The following is a 15484-nucleotide window of genomic DNA, read 5'->3' on the forward strand; positions in this document are numbered from 1 at the left end:
CGTGGACATGCGCGAAGAAGTCACTTCGCCTTGATGAAGAACCGGTGCTCGGACCACCAGTCGAAGTGACCACGGCTGCGTGAGAAGGAGATGCCGCGATTGGCATCAAGGACCTTCTCCCAGATGCTGCCGCCGTCCTTCTTCTTGAGCTCGCCCGTCGGCTTCCCCAGCAGCTTCGACGCCGTGAAGTCGTTCACGCCCGAGGGCAGCTTGAACGCGAGCGGACCGTCGTAGTTCTTGCCGAGATGCACTTCGCGGATCACTCCGTCGCGCCCGACGCTGACGGTGATGCCGCGCTTCTTGTCCTTCAACTTCCCCTGGGCCTTGGGCAGCTTCGTCGGCAGCTTCAGCTTCTTCAAATCCGCGGGCAGCTTCGCGTCACTCACATGCCTGCCGAGCAGCGACACCAGCCCACGCGGAAGGGGCGCGAGCTTCTTCACGCCCTCGCTCACGACGGGCGCGGGCGTGGCTTCGCGCTGATAGGTCCGCACGTTGAACTTCGCGGGCTTCGGCGCCTGGACCTCCTCCTTCTCAAGCCACGCGCGCAGTGCCTCGCGCTCGTCGCCCTCATCGAGATCGTCCAGACGCGTCTTCCCCTTGCCGAGCGCGAGCAGGAACGCTTCGAGGCTGGGCGCGACGAGCTTCAGCGCGTCCGACTCCGAATCGAACAGCACCACGGGCGCCGGCTTCACGGTCGAGACGAGCGCGAGCAGCGAACCGTCCGGCAGCGAGAGGAAGCACCACGCGTCGCGCAGCCCGCCAGGCATCTTCGGTGAAATGAGCTCGAAGGTTCCGAACGCGCCGTACTCCTGCTTCGCGAGCCACTTCGCGAAGCGCGCGAGCAACGGCGGAACGGTCTGCCCTTTGGGCGCCTTCAGCTTGACGAAATACCTGCTCATGGAATGCCCCTGTCCTCAGCGGCCCTGGAACCTGGGCGGACGGCGCTCGGCGAAGGCGGAGAAGGCCTCCGTCAAATCCAGTGACTGGAGGAACGCCGAGTTCCACACCGCCACGTAGCGCAGCCCGTCCGCGATGGACTTGTCCGCGCAGTACTCCATCACCTGCTTGGCGCCCTGGACCACGAGCGGCGGGTTGTCCGCGATGCGCCTCGCCGTCGCCCGCGCCTCCGTGAGCAGGGCCTCGGGGGAGGGGAAGACCTCGTTGACCAGACCCATGCGCAGCGCGCGCGCCGCGTCCACGTCACCGCCGGTGTAGGCCAGCTCTCGCGTGTTCCCCTCGCCGATGATGCGCGGCAACCGCTGGAGCGCGCCCAGGTCCGCGACGATGCCGACCTTCACCTCGCGCAGGGAGAACTTCGCCTCCTGCGAGCAGTACCGGAAGTCACACGCGGCGATGAGGTCCATGCCGCCGCCAATGCACCAGCCATGCACCGCGGCGATGACGGGCTTCTTGCACCGGGCCATCCCTTCCGTGGCCTGCTGCATCTCCCCAATCAGCTTGAGCAGCCGGCTGCGCTCCAGCGCCAGGTTGCTCTCGCCGGTGAGCAGCGGCCCCAGGGACTCCATCATCCCCATCAGGTCCAGGCCGTAGGTGAAGTTCTGGCCTTCACCGCGCACCAGCAGCACGCGCACGTCGTCGTCGGCGTCCAGCGCGCGGAGCGCCTCGGGCATCTCCCGCCAGAAGTCGGGGCCCATGGCGTTGCCCTTGCCCGGGCCGGTGAGCACCAGCTCGGCGATGCCGTCGCCCTTCTCGATGCGCAATGACTTGTACGTGCCGTCCATCCGTTCCCTCCCAGGGAAGTGAGCGGAGGGCACTTGAGCAGATGCCGCTCAGGCGGGCCAGAACCGGTGGCACTCCGCGCTCCATTCGGCATGGCGGGCGCGGCCGGACGTCCAGGTCTTGTAGCGGTAGTCATGCCGGCTGCGCTTCTGGAAGTAGAAGGACCAGCGCCCCGACTCCCGCACCCCGAACACGGTGCCGAACTGCATCAGCTCGTCCTGGTCCACCTTCCAGAACGACCGGAAGGCGTGGGTGCCCACGTGGTACCAGGAGGCGCCGCTCACGCCGCGTTCGTACTCGAGCTGGGCCGTGCCCGCCGTGCTCAGCATGCCGGGCATGTAGTCATGCATCGCTGCGGAGGCCGACGACTGCTGGCTGCCGCCCATGATCTTCCGGGCGGCGTTGAAGCGGGCCTCCATGACCTGCACCTTCGCCTGGTACCTCGCCGCGTCGTTGGGCGCGTTCGCCCCCGCCGAGTTCGCGTTCAGGTGGTACACCGTCGGCGAGGCGGGGTCGCCGGTGACGAAGATGGAGCACCCCTGGAGGGCGGCGGTGACGAAGTAGTTCGCGTGCGAGCCCAGCCGCACGCAGTGGGTGCTGTCGAAGCCCCAGTGCAGGTAATAGAGGTCGAAGGACTGCGCCACCACGGGGCCACCCACCTCCAGGGACAGCAGGTTGTGGTCCCCGTTGAAGATGACGCCGGTGCCTGGTTCGGTGATGGGGTTCGTGTTCTCCGACAGGTCGGCGGCCTCGTGCAGCGCCCCGCTGAGCACACAGCCCTGCGTGTCGTAGACCGTGGCCTCCAGTCCGTGAGGATCCAGGTTGCGCTCGTGCATCAGGCGCTTCAACCCCACGAGCGACCGCTGCTGGGACGGCGGTGGCGCGACCCTGAGGGCCGGAAAGACGGCCTGCTTCGAGGCCTTCTTCACCAGGTCCTGCGGCTTGTAGAGGGGAACGAGCGCCAGGGGGCAATCTCCGGGTTGGGGGCCGCGGGAGCATAGCGCCCGCGGGGCTGGATCAGGGCACGTCCATGGCCGTCGGGTCGGCCTTCCAGCGCTGGAGCTGTTCCTTGGAGGGAAAGCCCGTCACGCGGTAGCGCTCCGGGTACACGCCCAGCTCGGGCATCAGCAGCGTTCCGGCGTCGCGCACCACGAGATCCCATCGGACCGTCGCCGCCGGGGGCGCGTCCGGGCCCAGCGCCGCGTCCATGAAGACGATGACGTCCGCTCGCGGGAGCAGCGACTCGCCTTCATTGGACCAGACGGCCTGACCGAAGAAGCGTCCCCGGGCGTCCTTGGCCGGCACGAGGCTGGCGACGAAGACCTCGCTGTGCTCCTGCTCTTTCCGGAGCCGCTCGGTCTGTTCCTTGTAGCCGCGCACCCGGCTGGCGAACGCGAGGTTCTCCAGTATGCTCCGCGACGGGCTCTTTGGTCCGGGGAGGAAGGGCTTCCATCCGTCCGCGGTGAGGCGCAGCGCGTGCCCGTCCACGGGGCGCGGCGCCTGGACGCCCTCCAGGGCCGCCTCCGCCAGCGTGAGCAGGCCCGTGGCGTCGTCGGCGCCGGTGATGAGCACCGTGTCCCGGTTGGGGACCACCACCACCGGATCGCCCTTCACCTCGCAGCCGCGCACCACGTCGTCCAGCAGCAGCCGTGAGGCACCGTAGCTGTCATTCGTGAAGATGGCGCAGACACCCAGGGTCAGGTGCCTGAGCGGCGCGGCCTCCAGCCGCCGCAGGTTGGTCACCGCATCAGCGCGGGCCTGCTCGTAGGAGATGCCCCAGCGCGCCAGCTCCTCCGTGGGCACGTAGCGCATGGCGTCCGGAGTGTCCTGGACGAGCGCCTCCGCCAGCACCTCGCCCACCGGCCGCCAGGACACCGGCGCGGACTCACCGGCCTGCTGGGAGAACGCCTCGAAGGTGTCGCGGGCGCGCACCACGAGCATCAGCAGGGGACGCGCCTGCGCGTAGCTGGCCGGGGCCTCCGGGAGCACGCCCGCCCGCCCCAACCGCGCGAGCACCTCGCCGCGCCGCTCGGGCCGGGTGTCCTGGTACTCGCGGTAGAAGTTCGTGAGGAAGAGGGACATCCCCAGACCGCCGTCCGGGGCGAAGCGCTGGATGAGGAACTGCTCCGGGTCGTACGTCAGCTCGCCAGTGGGGTCCGTGGCGCGGAGGGCCTCCAGGGCCTGCTGCGCGAATGCATCCCGGTCGCTCGCCTCCGGAGACAGCGCCTCATGAACCTCTGGCATTCCGTTGGCGAGGACCAGCGCGGCGACGAGCACCAGGGCCGACACACCGAAGCCGGCCACCTTCCACTGCGTGTTGCGTGACATGGGCCCGGCAGCAGACACCTGCCGGGCCGCATCGCGCAACCTGCCGCGGCGCGCGAAGTGGGGCTCGCGAGGCCCGGACGGATCCAGCAGTCACGCCTTGTGCGAGCCCACACCCTTGATGCGGATGCGGACGTGCCGCCGCTCAGACGGGGAATACCTCGACGGGGAGTGTCTGCGGCCCACGGACGGTGAGGGATGGCGTCCAGTCAATGCGCTCCGTCCGCAGCTCCAGCCGGTCCACGTGGGAGACCAGCTCCTCCAGGGCGACGCGTGCCTCCAGCCGCGCGAGCATCGAGCCCAGGCAGAAGTGGGAGCCATGGCCGAAGGAGAGGCTCGGCGAGCCCTCCCGTTCCAGGATGAAGCTATCACCCTTCGGGAAGTGGTCCTCGTCGCGGGCCGCGGAGGCCAGCGACACCAGGACCATGGACCCCTTGGGCAACTCCACTCCGGCAACCGTCACGTCCTGGGTGCACGTGCGCAGCGTGGCTACGGCGGTAGGCTCAAGGCGTAGGGTCTCTTCGATGAAGCGGGGAATGAGCGTGCGGTCCTCTCGCAGTCGGGGCAGCAACTCCGGGTGCATCGCGAACATCCGCGCGCTCTGGCTGAGCAGATTGGCCGTCGTCTCCAGCCCCGAAACGAGCAGCAGGAAGAGGAAACCCATCAGCTCCTGGTCCGTCAGCGACTCCCCGTCCACCCGCGCCCGGATGAGGTCGCTCACCATGTCAGTCCCCAGCTCGCGCCGCCGGTCGGCCAGCACCCCCTGGAGATACTGTTCCATCTCATCGAGGGTCCGGCGGCACTGCTCCATCAGCGCGGTGTCCTCTGGACGGGCGCCACCAATCGCGGCGATGTCGTTGGACCAGCGCTTGAAGTGCCGCTGCAGCGAGGGGTCCAAGCCGAGGAACCAGCCAATGACGGTGGCGGGAATGGGCATGGCGAAGGCGTCCACGAAGTCCACCTTTCGCTGCTCCACCATCCGGGTCGCGAGCTCCCGGGCGACGGCTCGGATGCGCGGCTCCAGTTGGGTCAGCGTCGCGGGCGTGAAGGCCCGGCTGACGAGCGTCCGCAGCCGTCCGTGCTTGGGCGGGTCCAGGAAGATGATGGACTCCGCGATGGGGTTGGGGCGCCCGAGCCACTCCGGGTCCATGGCCATGCGCAGCGCCTCCGACGAGAAGAGCTGCGTCGACTTGAGCACGTACTGCGCATCGTCATAGCGGGTGACCGCCCAGATGCCCCCCGGGTCCACCTGAACGATGGGGGCGCTGCGCCGCAGCTCCGCCAGATAGGGATGGGGGTTGTCACAGACTTCGCGTGCCAGAAGATTGAGTCTGCTGTTCATTGAAACACGACCTCCGCTACCTCGGTTGGGTGCTACGGGAATCTGGGATGCCGGTGGGCCGGCCTTCACTCCATGGGCATCTGCTCCACGTCCATCCGGCCATGGCCTACGGGGTAGTCCCAGGCTGTCTCGGCCATGGCGCCCTCCGCGAAGCGCGTGTCGACGTAGTCCTCGAATGCGATGGGTTTTTCGATGAGCCCGTACTCGTGCATGAGCCCCTGCACGAGCTCGAAGTCGTCCTTGCGGGGGAGCAGGGGATTGAACCTCACCCGGCCAAGGGGACGCGTGAGGGCCCACTTCAAGAGCGAGGGAGGCTGGTTGTAGTAATAGCGCCCGACGAACTCGGCGGCGTACTCCCGCTCCGTCTGGCCTTTGTCCAGCCAGAGGCCGGAGCGGGCAATGCCATCCACCAGCACCTGGACGGCCTCGGGCCGCTTCTCGATGACGTCGTCCCTCACGACGAGCACACAGGACATGTAGTCCGGCCAGTACTCGCGGGCATGGAAGAGGACCTCCCCGAAACCGCCCATCTCCGCCTGTGAAGGGAAGGGCTCTCCCATGACGAAGCCGTCAATGGCATCCGATGCGAGGGCCCCCGCGACGTCCGGAGGCGCCATCTCCAGGGTGCGCACGTCCGCGGGCCCCAGTCCATTCGCCTTGAGGGCGCGCAGCAACAACAGTCGTTCGTCCGAGAACCGGCTGGGAATGGCAATGGTCTTCCCCTTCAGGTCGGCCACGTGTTTCACGGAGCCTCCCCGTTTCACCACCATGGCGCTGCCATAGCGGTGGCCCAGGAACACAATCTTGATGGGTACACCCTGCGACCGCAGGGCGATGGCCAGTGGCGCGACGAGAAAGCCCGCCTGAATCCTGTTGGAGATGAGTGCTTCCTTTATCTCCGGGAACCCCTGGAACATCTTGGGGATGAACAGGTACTGCTCAAGCGAGTGGCGGGCGATGTAGTCCGTCACCGGGCACGTGAGGTGTCACGTGACTGGGATGTAGGCCACGTTGAGCTTGCGCTCCTGCTCGGGGCGCAGCTCGTTGACGACGCTGTCCCAGCGCGTGTTGATGGTGAGGTGCAGCACGGTGATGGTCAGCGTCCAGAGGGCCAGGGCCGCGAGCAGCTTGCGAGGAGGCATGGGGGCTCCGAGGGTGGAAGGAAGAAGGGTGGGTCAGGTTTCCCGGTGGTACGCCCAGCGTACGGAGCGGGCGCGCTCCAGCCGGCGCATGAGCACGTCCAGGCCCAGGCCGATGCTGCCGATGAGGAGGATGCCGGCGACGACCAGGTCGTAGCGCTTGCCGGCGTTGCGCGCGTCGATGATGAGGTATCCAAGTCCCGAGTCGACGCCAATCATCTCGGCGGCGACCACCACGAGCCAGGCGATGCCGAAGCTGAGCCGCAGGCCGGTGAGCGCGTAGGGCAGCGCCGCCGGGAGGATGACGCGGCGGATCAGTGCCACCCGGCCGAGCCCGAAGTTCTTCCCCGCCCGGAGGTAGATGGCGGGCACGTCCCGGACGGCGTTCATCGCGGCAAGGGTGAGCGGGAAGAGGGACGCCAGGAAGATGAGGAAGACGGTGGCCGTGTTGGCGATGCCGAAGAGGAGGATGGAGACGGGAATCCACGCCAGGGGGCTGATGGGGCGCAGCAACTGGATGACAGGCCCGAGGAAGCGGGCGGTCGGGGCGTGCATTCCCATGAAGAGCCCGACCGGAAGGCCCACGGCCACCGCCAGCAGGTAGCCCATCATCACGCGGTGGAGGGAATCCTGGATGTAGCCCGCCAGCCGGCCCTGACTCTCCAGCTCCCGCACGGCCAGCAGCACCTGCCAGGGAGTGGGGAAGGTGTTCGTCCCGGACAGCCGCACCGCCGCATGCCATAGCAGCAACAGCAGCAGCCCGGTGAAGGTGGGCAGCAGCAGCGTCTCCAGCGCCTTGCGGTAGCGGCTCACGCGGGCTGGCTCCTCAGACCTGGTGCGCCACGCCGAGCTCGTCGAGCAGCTCGTCGCGGTATTGGAGGTAACGGGGCGCGCTGATGTCCCGTGGATGCGGCAGGTCGATGTCCACCACCCGCTGGATGCGGCCCGGCCGTGCCGACATCACCACCACGCGGTCCGCGAGCTGGACTGACTCGTCGATGTCGTGGGTCACGAAGAGGATGGTCTTCTGCTCGGCGGCCCACAGGCGCAGCAGCTCCCGCCGCATGGTGTGGCGGGTGATGTAGTCGAGCGCTCCGAAGGACTCGTCCAGGTAGAGCATGTCCGGGTTGACGGCGAGCGCACGGGCCACTTCCAGCCGCTGCTTCATGCCGCCTGACAGCTCGGACGGGTGGGCGCGCTCGAAGCCCCGCAGTCCCACCAGCTCGACGTAGTGCGCGACACGCTGGCGGCGCTGCTCCGCGGGGAGGTGGTGGAGGCCGAAGGCGATGTTCTCCTCCACGGTGAGCCAGGGGAACACGCCGCGCTCCTGGAACACGAAGATGCGCCGTGGATCCGGTCCGGTGACGGGCTGCCCGTCGATGAGCACCTGGCCCCGGGTGGGCGCCAGGAAGCCGCCAATGACGTTGAGGAGGGTGGACTTGCCGCAGCCGGACGGGCCCAGCAGGCAGATGAACTCCCCTTCGCGGCACTCCAGCTGGATGTCCTCCAGCACCACCCGCTGGGTGCCCTCCATCGGGAAGGACACGGAGACGTCCGTGACACGCAGCTTGACGGGACGGGTGTCCTTGCGCGGCTCCGGGGTCGCGGCCTCCTGCGGGAGGATTCGCGCGGCGGTCGTGCCCCTCATTCGGTGTCTCCAATCATGTCACGCCCCCTCAGGAAGCCCCGGGCGGCCCGGGTGATGCTCCAGTCCAGCAGCAGCCCGATGAGCCCGATGAGCACCATGCCCGCGACGACCAGGTCGTAACGGTTGCCCGCGTTGCGCGAGTCCACGATGAGGAACCCGAGCCCCGAGTTCACGGCGATCATCTCCGCGGCGACCACCACGAGCCAGGCAATGCCCAGCGTGAGCCTCAGTCCGGCCAGCAGGTCGGGAAGCGAGGCGGGCAGCAGGACGCGCAGGAAGAGCTCCCGGGTGCCCAGTCCGAAGTTCTGGCCGGCGTTCACGTACACGGCGGGCACGTTGCGCACGGCGTTCATCGCCGTCAGCAACAGCGGCGTCAGCGAGGCGATGAAGATGATGAAGACGGCCGGCGGATCCCCCACGCCGAACCAGAGGATGGCGATGGGAATCCAGGCCAGGGGGCTGATGGGGCGGAGGAACTGGACGAAGGGGCCAAGCGCCCTGCCCGCGCGTGTGCTCCAGCCCAGGGCGAAGCCGAGCGGGACGCCCAGGCCCACCGCGAGCAGGAACCCCCAGGTGACCCGGAACAGCGAGGCGGCGACGTGCTTGAGCAGCACGCCCCGCGTGAGCAGCTCGGCCAGGCCGAGCGCCACCTGCCACGGCCGGGGCAGCAGTGGCGCGGCGGACAGGTAGAGGGCCACGTCCCAGGCCAGCACGAGCAGCACCAGCCCACCGGCGGAGCGCGCGGCCTCGCGGGCCTGGAGCCCCGAGGGCATCCGGAGCTTCATCACGGACGGTCCACGCCTGACCTCGGCCCGGCATGCCGCAGCACGGCCGCGAGCATCTCGTCGACATGGCGCGGCTCCGTGACGTAGTTGCTGATGGCGACTCGCAGATAGAGCTCGCCGCGCCAGTCCATCAGGGTGATGTAGCTGTGGCCCTCCTCGGTGACGGCGCGCTGCGCGGCGGTGTTCAGCGCGTTGCTCGCCTCGGGCGTGGGGCCCCGCAGGCGGAAGCAGCAGATGGGGAGCGTGGGCTCCATGAGGAGCTCGAGCCGCGAGTCCTCCCGGACGCGCGTGGCCAGGTGCCGTGTCGCCTCCAGCAGCCGGGACTGGAGTGCCTGCAGGCCGCCGCGCCCCAGGTGCTTCAACGTCAGCCACAGCCCCAGTGAGCGCCACTGCCGGGTGCCGTAGGGACTCATCTGGAACAGGTCCAGCTCTCCAAGCTCCTCCCAGTAGTGGCCCGTGGCGGTGAAGCTCTTGTAGAGCTCGGCCCCGTTCCGAACCAGCAGCGCGCCGAGTCCGAAGTGCTGGAACATCCACTTGCAGGGGTCCACCGTGAGCGAGTCCGCCTGCTCCAGCCCCTTGAAGAGCCCGGCGCAACCGGGGTGCAGGCCGAGCGCGCCGCCCGAGGCTCCGTCCACGTGGAACCACATCTGGTGCTCGCGCGCGATGGCGGCCAGCGCATCCAGCGGATCCACCGCGCCCGTGGGCGTCGTTCCCGCCATGCCCACGAGGCACACGGGCTTGAAGCCCTGGGCGACATCCTGGCGGATGCGCTGCTGGAGCGCCTCGGGGTCCATCCTCCCGTCGCGGTCCACCTCGATGAGGCGCACGGACTCCCGCCCCAGGCCCAGCAGGTCCAGCCCGCGCCAGATGGAGAAGTGGCCCTCCCGGGACATGTAGAAGGCGGGCTGGACGCCCAGCCCCGTGAGCCCCCGGGTCTGCACGTGGCGTCCCAGCACCATGTCCCGGGCGAGCTTGAGCGCGCTTGCGTTGGCCAGGGTGCCGCCACTGACGAAGATGCCGCCGGGCAGGGAACCCACGCCCCGGGGATAACCGACGAAGTCCGCCAGCCAGGCCAGGGTCTCGGCTTCGATGACGGTGGCACCCGCTCCACCCCGCCACGCGCCGGGCACCTGGTTCAGGCCGCTTCCGAGCAGGTCTCCCAGCAGCGGCTGCAGCAAGGGCCGCGGCGACACGTAGCCGAAGTACCGGGGGTGCGCGAAGTTGCAGCAGCCGGCGGTGATGCGCACCTCCACCTCGCGCAGCGCCGCCTCCAGCTGTGTGGCCCCTTCCGGCAGCGGGCCCGGGTGCACGGCCTGCTCCCGGAGCCACTCCTCCGACGTCAGCACGGGCCGCTCCTCCGCGTGCTCGCGCGCGCGGGCAATCAGCCCCAGCACGTGTTGAAGCGCGTCGCCGAACTGCCGCCAGTCGTCATCCAGCGCCAGGGGCACTCCAGGGTCTCGGGTCGGCTCCATCAGGCGAAGGGCTCGATTTCCAGGCGGACGGACTCCTGGATGCGGCGGTGCAGGGCCAGCACCTCGTCCCGTGTCTCGCCACCAATGAGGTAGTAGGTGAGGTGCGGCTGCGCGGACTCGGGCAGCGCGTAGACGCGGTCCCCCGGCTTGTGCAGCACCACGTGGGTCATGAGGCCCGGAATGTCCCGGAAGACCTCCAGCCCGGTGACGCTCCGGAGGGTGCCGCTGTGCGGATAGACGACGCCGCCATAGAGCGCCGCCTTCCGCCGGGGCGTGCTGTTGGGTGCCTTGCCGCCCGACAGCATCCGCGCCACCTCGACGGGCATGTTGAAGCCCGTCAGGTGCTCGATGGCCTGCATGGTGTAACCCCCTCCCGGACGCAGGCCGGCCTCCAGGACGCGGGGGCCCTGCTCCGAGTAGCGGATCTCCACGTGCGCCGCGCCCACGGTGGCGCCCAGGGCCTTGACGGCGGCGATGGCCAGCCGTCCGAGCTCTGCTTCCTTCTCCGCGCCCAGGGACGTGGGGGACACGGACATCGTCTCCGCGAACCAGGGCCCCATGGCGGGGGCCTTCTCGAAGATGCCCGCGACGACGTACTCACCGCCGCCCATGAGGATGTCCACGTTGACTTCCGAGCCCTGGCAGAACTCCTGGGCCAGTACCTTCACGGCGCCGCGCCCGTACGCCAGGCGGTTGCGGTCACTCTGGATGTCGATGTCCACCGGGCGCGACAGCATGGTGCGCAGCCGCTCGCGGTACGCCTCGTACTGCTGGCGGTCGCGCACGAGCCCCACGCCCTGGCTGTTCATGGAGTCCGTCAGCTTGACGATGGCCGGAAAGCCCAGCTCCTGCTCGATGGCGTCCGCGGCGTGGTCCAGCTCCAGCAGGGGAATGGTGCGCGGGGCGCTGACGCCCGCGCGCGCCCAGCACTGGTAGGCCAGGTACTTGTTCCGGCTGGCGTCCGCTGCCTCGGGCGGGTTGCCGGGAAGCTTCAGCCGGGCCGCGATGGCGGCGCTCAGGTGCGTGCAGCCCTCGTACAGCGGGACGACGAAGTCGATGGGCTGCGTGCGGTGGAACGCCTCGACACCGGCGATGACCGCGGCGTCGTCGTGGAGGGGCGCGTCGATGACCGCCTCCACCGGGGCTCCGGGCGGCACGACGTCTCGCGGGCAGACCAGGACGACCTGGAGCCCCGCGCCGTGCAGGCTGTCGATGAGGTAGCGGTTGGGATACGGGTGGAGGACGCAGGCACGCCCTTGCAGCATGGAGGCTCTCCTTCTTCGTGAAACGGCGAGGTGGGGCCTGGGGCTAGGAGGCCGCGTGAGCCGGCTGCGTGGGCGCCCCGCCATTCACATAGTTGGGGTTGACGCCCGGGGCCTGGATGCCCGGCTGCGAGGTGTGGCCCTCGGCGACGTAGCGCGCGATGACGTCGTAGGCCGCGTCGGCCGTCATCTTCCCGTCACCCACGCCCAGCAGCGTGTCGACGATGGCGGGCTCGGGCGCGTAGGGGATGGGCCCCGGTCCCTTCCAGCCGTCGCGGAGCAGCTGCGCGTATTTGACCTCCTTCTCGATGATGTGGTTCCGGTCGATGCCCAGTGCGCCGCAGATGCGGAGGTTGCGGCTCATCCGCTCCTTGGAGAAGTGGGTGTGGCCGTAGCCCCGCAGGCGCTCGGCGACCATCAGCTCGTCGGGGTAGCGGAAGCCGTTGTTCTTCACATCGTGAGAGGTGGCGCTCGTCCAGGCCCCCTCCGGGATGAAGCCATCCTGCACCGCGGCCTCGTAGATCTTCGTCCCGGGCCACATGCAGAGGATGGAGAAGTACGTCTCCGTGAAGCGGCTGCGGATGGCGTGGTCGATGGTGGCCTTCAGCTCCTCTTCCGTCTCGTCGGGGAAGCCGACCATGTAGAAGCCACGCAGGAGGATGTCGTACTGGGCCGTGTAGTCGATGATGGGGTCCAGCTTCTCCATCTTCATGTTCTTCTTGATCCACTTCTGCAGCCGCGGCGCGGCCGTCTCGACGGCGTAGTGGATGCAGACGGTGCCGGCGGCGACCATCAGGTCCACCAGCTCCTTGTCCATGATGTCGCCGCGCAGGCCGTTGGGGAACGAGAAGCGGACCTTGATGCCGGAGTTGATGACACCGCGCATGATCTCCTTCGCGCGGTCCTTCCGGATGTTGAAGATGTCATCCAGGATGGCGAAGTGGGTGACGCCCTTCTCGCCGTGCAGCCAGAAGATTTCGTCCAGCACGTTCTTCACGCTGCGCTCGCGGCTCAGCTTGCCGAAGCCTTCGTGACAATAGGTGCAGCGGTAGGGGCAGCCGCGCTGGGTGAAGAGCGAGGTCCACGTCTCGCCGTTGGCGATGCGCATCGGGTTCTCGACCCTGGCGAAGCGGTCGAGGTGGACGTGCTGGTAGTCCGGGAAGGGAATGGTGTCCACGTCATCAATCCACGCCATGGGCGGGTTGATGACGACCTGATCGCCCTTGCGGTGGCCCAGGCCGCGCACCTTCTCGACCTCGCCGCGGCCCAGCAGGCGCGCCTCGATGAACTGCCTGAGAACCTCCTCGCCCTCCTGGCTCGCGGTGTAGTCCACCCCTGCGTGGTCCTTGAGGATGAGGGCGGCGGAGTCCGAGGCGTACGGGCCCCCGGCGATGATGGGCAGCGCTGGGAACTCCTTCTTCACCGCGCTCGACAGAATCTCCATGAAGTCCCGGCCGCTGGTCAGCGAGCGGATGCCGAGCATGTCGTAGTGCTGGCCGCGCAGCTCCTCGAGCACGACATCCAGCGGGTGCCGCTTCTGCTCCAGCAGCGCGAGCGGGAGCGACATCACCTTGACGGACGAAACCTCCGGGAGGTGCTGCTTGATGTACGCCGCCAGGTACTGCAGGCCAATGGGCGGGCTGGCGTGGGGAAACTTGTAGGCGGTCTGCAACGGAAGGTCGATGTTGTCGACGAGGAGCAGGTTGAGCATGGGAACTCCCTTGGGTTGGACAACAACAACAACGGTGGGGACCTGACGCCGTGGGGCCGGCCGTGTCAGCCGGTCTCGCCCAGGGCGGATGGGGGCTGTGTCTGGGAAAGGGCGGGGCCGTCATCCGCCGGCGCGGACAGCCTGAGGTGGAGCCCGCCGCGGGCCCGGAGCACGAGCGTGGGCTCCAGCTCCACGGGGTGCCAGGGAGACAGCTCGAAGCGGAAGCGGGGGAGCAACTCGGCGAAGAGGATCTGCGCCTCCATCATGGCCATGCCCACGCCAATGCACTTCATCCGGCCGCCCCCGAAGGGAAAGTGCGCGTAGCGCGGGCGGTGCTCCGAACGGGACGGGAGGAAGCGATCCGGGTCGAAGCGGAGCGGGTCCTCCCACCACGCCGGGTCCCGGTGGGTGACGTACGGGCAGGTGATGATGTTGGAACCCTTGGGCAGGGTGTAGCCGCCCAGCTCCACGTCCTCCTGGGTCTTGCGGTCCACGATCCACAGGGGCGGGTTGAGCCGGATGGCCTCGTTGAAGACGCGGCGGAAGTAGGGCATGTCCGCCGTGGCGGCGCCCCCTCCGCCGTCCGGCAGGGCGCGCACCTCCGCGCGAAGCTTTTGCTGCACCTCGGGGTGGGTCGTGCAGGCGTGGAGCGTCCAGCTCATCGCGGATGCCACCGTGTCGAAGCCCGCGAGGAACAAGCCCTTGGCCTCCGCGAGGATCTCCGCGTCCGTGAGCTTGCGGCCCTCGGGGGTGGGGGTGTGGACGAGGATGGAGAGGAAGTCGCCCCGGTCCTCCGGCTTCAGCTCCTGGCGGCGCTCCTGGACGTGCTTCAGGATGATGCGGGAGATGTCCGCCGTCGCGGCCACCAGCCGCCGCATGCTGGGCGTGGGCAGCCACGCGGGCAGCGGCACCATGGCGGAGAGGCGGTCCGCCATGCTCTGGAGGCAGACGTACCATGCGCGGGAGATGGTCGCGGACTCCTCCGCGTCGAAGGTACGCCCCACCAGGTAGATGGCCATCACGTCCAGGGCGTAGCGGGTGATCTCCTGCTGGGCGTCAATCTCCCGTCCCTGCATCCGGGCCTGCTCCCAGCGGGCCACCAGCCCCAGCGCGGACTCGCGCATCCGTCCGGCGAGCTGTTTCAGCCGCTCCCGGGCGAAGGTGGGCGCCAGGGCCTGCCGTTGGCGCCGCCACGGCTCGCCGTCGGCGATGATCATGCTTCCCCCCAGCAGGGGGTCGAACAGCGACGCGACGTCACTGCGTCCGAAGGTGCCACCCTCCAGCACCCGGCCCACATGCTCCGGGTGGAAGAGCAGATACAGGTTCACGGGGCCCATCCGGAGCCGGACGACGTCCCCATGCTCCCGCTTGCACCTCATCATGAGGTCCAGCGGGTGGTCCCGGAACTCGCGGGCGTTTCCCAGCAGCAGGTGGCCAAAGGGGCCAGGGGCTACGGCAGGCATGAGGGCGTCTCTTCGTGGGCGGTGGGAGGCCGGTGGACGGCGGCCGGCCTCCCCGGAGCGAGGGAAGGGTCAGCTGACGGCCACGTGCAACATGGCGAAGCTGCCGGTGAAGATCTTGGAGAGCTCCTGGATGGAGGGGGTGCGGTACTCGGGGTCCCCCATCAAGGTGCGGATGGTGTCCGGGGCGGGGAACTGGACCAACTCGAAGCCGTCGTACTGCCAGCCGTCGCGGCGGGGCGTGAGCCCGCTCAGCAGCACCTTGCCGCCATGTCTGGCGAGCGCCGGTGCCCGGGCCTCCACGTAGCGGCGCACTTCGGGCTCGCCCTTGCCCGCGTCCAGTTGGAAGGCGATGAGCAGCACGGCCGAGCCCGTGTCGTGAACCAGGTTGTCGAGCACCGACGTCACCGGCACGGAGGCGGGGCCAGGCGACGTCCGGGACACGGTGACGAAGTTCGCCGCCAGGTTGCCCATGACAGTGGAGGTCACCTTCGCGTGGAGCCTCTCGGGGGGGATGCTCGCGGACTGCGCCTGGTCGGACAAGGTCAGATACATGGTGTGGAACGGCTCCTGCTGGGTGGGGGTGGGACTGCGCTGAGG

Annotated in this window: 15 protein-coding genes; all 15 read right to left on the bottom strand. The window is 68.8% G+C overall.

Going from position 1 to position 15484, the window contains the following annotated elements:
* Nucleotides 1–20: 20 nt before the first annotated feature.
* Nucleotides 21–899, bottom strand: a complete 879-nt coding sequence (locus tag D7Y21_RS15580; protein WP_121714078.1) for an SMI1/KNR4 family protein — start codon at nt 897–899, stop codon at nt 21–23.
* Between the two features lie 15 nt (nt 900–914).
* Nucleotides 915–1742 carry a crotonase/enoyl-CoA hydratase family protein gene (locus D7Y21_RS15585; protein ID WP_121714080.1) on the bottom strand — a complete coding sequence of 276 codons (828 nt, stop codon included), beginning with the start codon at nt 1740–1742 and terminating at the stop codon, nt 915–917.
* A 48-nt stretch (nt 1743–1790) separates the two neighbouring features.
* Nucleotides 1791–2669 carry a hypothetical protein gene (locus D7Y21_RS15590; RefSeq protein WP_147443327.1) on the bottom strand — a complete coding sequence of 293 codons (879 nt, stop codon included), beginning with the start codon at nt 2667–2669 and terminating at the stop codon, nt 1791–1793.
* 88 nt (nt 2670–2757) lie between these two features.
* Complete coding sequence (locus tag D7Y21_RS15595) at nt 2758–4068, bottom strand: hypothetical protein (RefSeq protein WP_121714082.1); 1311 nt, start codon at nt 4066–4068, stop codon at nt 2758–2760.
* Nucleotides 4069–4210: 142 nt separating this feature from the next.
* Complete coding sequence (locus D7Y21_RS15600) at nt 4211–5407, bottom strand: cytochrome P450 (protein ID WP_120565846.1); 1197 nt, start codon at nt 5405–5407, stop codon at nt 4211–4213.
* Nucleotides 5408–5472: 65 nt separating this feature from the next.
* The gene (locus tag D7Y21_RS15605; protein WP_121714084.1) at nt 5473–6378 is read right to left on the bottom strand and encodes an ABC transporter substrate-binding protein; all 906 of its coding nucleotides are present in this window, start codon (nt 6376–6378) and stop codon (nt 5473–5475) included.
* A gap of 15 nt (nt 6379–6393) precedes the next feature.
* On the bottom strand, nt 6394–6549 hold the full coding sequence (locus D7Y21_RS42220) for a hypothetical protein (RefSeq protein ID WP_199724557.1): 156 nt from the start codon (nt 6547–6549) through the stop codon (nt 6394–6396).
* Between the two features lie 33 nt (nt 6550–6582).
* Nucleotides 6583–7359 carry an ABC transporter permease gene (locus D7Y21_RS15610; RefSeq protein ID WP_121714086.1) on the bottom strand — a complete coding sequence of 259 codons (777 nt, stop codon included), beginning with the start codon at nt 7357–7359 and terminating at the stop codon, nt 6583–6585.
* 13 nt (nt 7360–7372) lie between these two features.
* The gene (locus D7Y21_RS15615; protein ID WP_121714088.1) at nt 7373–8194 is read right to left on the bottom strand and encodes an ABC transporter ATP-binding protein; all 822 of its coding nucleotides are present in this window, start codon (nt 8192–8194) and stop codon (nt 7373–7375) included.
* Nucleotides 8191–8979: an ABC transporter permease gene (locus D7Y21_RS15620; protein ID WP_233591804.1), complete on the bottom strand. Its 789-nt coding sequence runs from the start codon at nt 8977–8979 to the stop codon at nt 8191–8193. The genes D7Y21_RS15615 and D7Y21_RS15620 overlap by 4 nt, the downstream gene beginning before the upstream one ends.
* Nucleotides 8979–10451: an aminotransferase class V-fold PLP-dependent enzyme gene (locus tag D7Y21_RS15625; protein WP_120565841.1), complete on the bottom strand. Its 1473-nt coding sequence runs from the start codon at nt 10449–10451 to the stop codon at nt 8979–8981. The genes D7Y21_RS15620 and D7Y21_RS15625 overlap by 1 nt, the downstream gene beginning before the upstream one ends.
* A complete protein-coding gene (locus D7Y21_RS15630; protein WP_158619400.1) occupies nt 10451–11716 on the bottom strand; it encodes an ATP-grasp domain-containing protein in 1266 nt (421 codons plus the stop codon). The genes D7Y21_RS15625 and D7Y21_RS15630 overlap by 1 nt, the downstream gene beginning before the upstream one ends.
* Before the next feature lie 43 nt (nt 11717–11759).
* The gene (locus tag D7Y21_RS15635; protein ID WP_120565839.1) at nt 11760–13424 is read right to left on the bottom strand and encodes a B12-binding domain-containing radical SAM protein; all 1665 of its coding nucleotides are present in this window, start codon (nt 13422–13424) and stop codon (nt 11760–11762) included.
* A 65-nt stretch (nt 13425–13489) separates the two neighbouring features.
* Nucleotides 13490–14887 (bottom strand): cytochrome P450, encoded by a 1398-nt coding sequence (locus D7Y21_RS15640; protein ID WP_121714090.1) that lies wholly within the window; start codon nt 14885–14887, stop codon nt 13490–13492.
* Between the two features lie 69 nt (nt 14888–14956).
* On the bottom strand, nt 14957–15484 hold a 528-nt coding region (locus tag D7Y21_RS15645), incomplete at its 5' end, for a DUF1330 domain-containing protein (RefSeq protein ID WP_233612117.1).

Origin of the sequence: Corallococcus sp. AB045 (genome assembly GCF_003668895.1) — a bacterium.
GTDB lineage: Bacteria > Myxococcota > Myxococcia > Myxococcales > Myxococcaceae > Corallococcus > Corallococcus coralloides.

What these genes read in the sequence shown, in the direction of transcription:
- D7Y21_RS15580 (WP_121714078.1), bottom strand. Translation starts at nt 899, where the DNA reads ATGAGCAGGTATTTCGTCAAGCTGAAGGCGCCCAAAGGGCAGACCGTT.
- D7Y21_RS15585 (WP_121714080.1), bottom strand. Translation starts at nt 1,742, where the DNA reads ATGGACGGCACGTACAAGTCATTGCGCATCGAGAAGGGCGACGGCATC.
- D7Y21_RS15595 (WP_121714082.1), bottom strand. Translation starts at nt 4,068, where the DNA reads ATGTCACGCAACACGCAGTGGAAGGTGGCCGGCTTCGGTGTGTCGGCC.
- D7Y21_RS15600 (WP_120565846.1), bottom strand. Translation starts at nt 5,407, where the DNA reads ATGAACAGCAGACTCAATCTTCTGGCACGCGAAGTCTGTGACAACCCC.
- D7Y21_RS42220 (WP_199724557.1), bottom strand. Translation starts at nt 6,549, where the DNA reads ATGCCTCCTCGCAAGCTGCTCGCGGCCCTGGCCCTCTGGACGCTGACC.
- D7Y21_RS15615 (WP_121714088.1), bottom strand. Translation starts at nt 8,194, where the DNA reads ATGAGGGGCACGACCGCCGCGCGAATCCTCCCGCAGGAGGCCGCGACC.
- D7Y21_RS15620 (WP_233591804.1), bottom strand. Translation starts at nt 8,979, where the DNA reads ATGAAGCTCCGGATGCCCTCGGGGCTCCAGGCCCGCGAGGCCGCGCGC.
- D7Y21_RS15625 (WP_120565841.1), bottom strand. Translation starts at nt 10,451, where the DNA reads ATGGAGCCGACCCGAGACCCTGGAGTGCCCCTGGCGCTGGATGACGAC.
- D7Y21_RS15630 (WP_158619400.1), bottom strand. Translation starts at nt 11,716, where the DNA reads ATGCTGCAAGGGCGTGCCTGCGTCCTCCACCCGTATCCCAACCGCTAC.
- D7Y21_RS15635 (WP_120565839.1), bottom strand. Translation starts at nt 13,424, where the DNA reads ATGCTCAACCTGCTCCTCGTCGACAACATCGACCTTCCGTTGCAGACC.
- D7Y21_RS15640 (WP_121714090.1), bottom strand. Translation starts at nt 14,887, where the DNA reads ATGCCTGCCGTAGCCCCTGGCCCCTTTGGCCACCTGCTGCTGGGAAAC.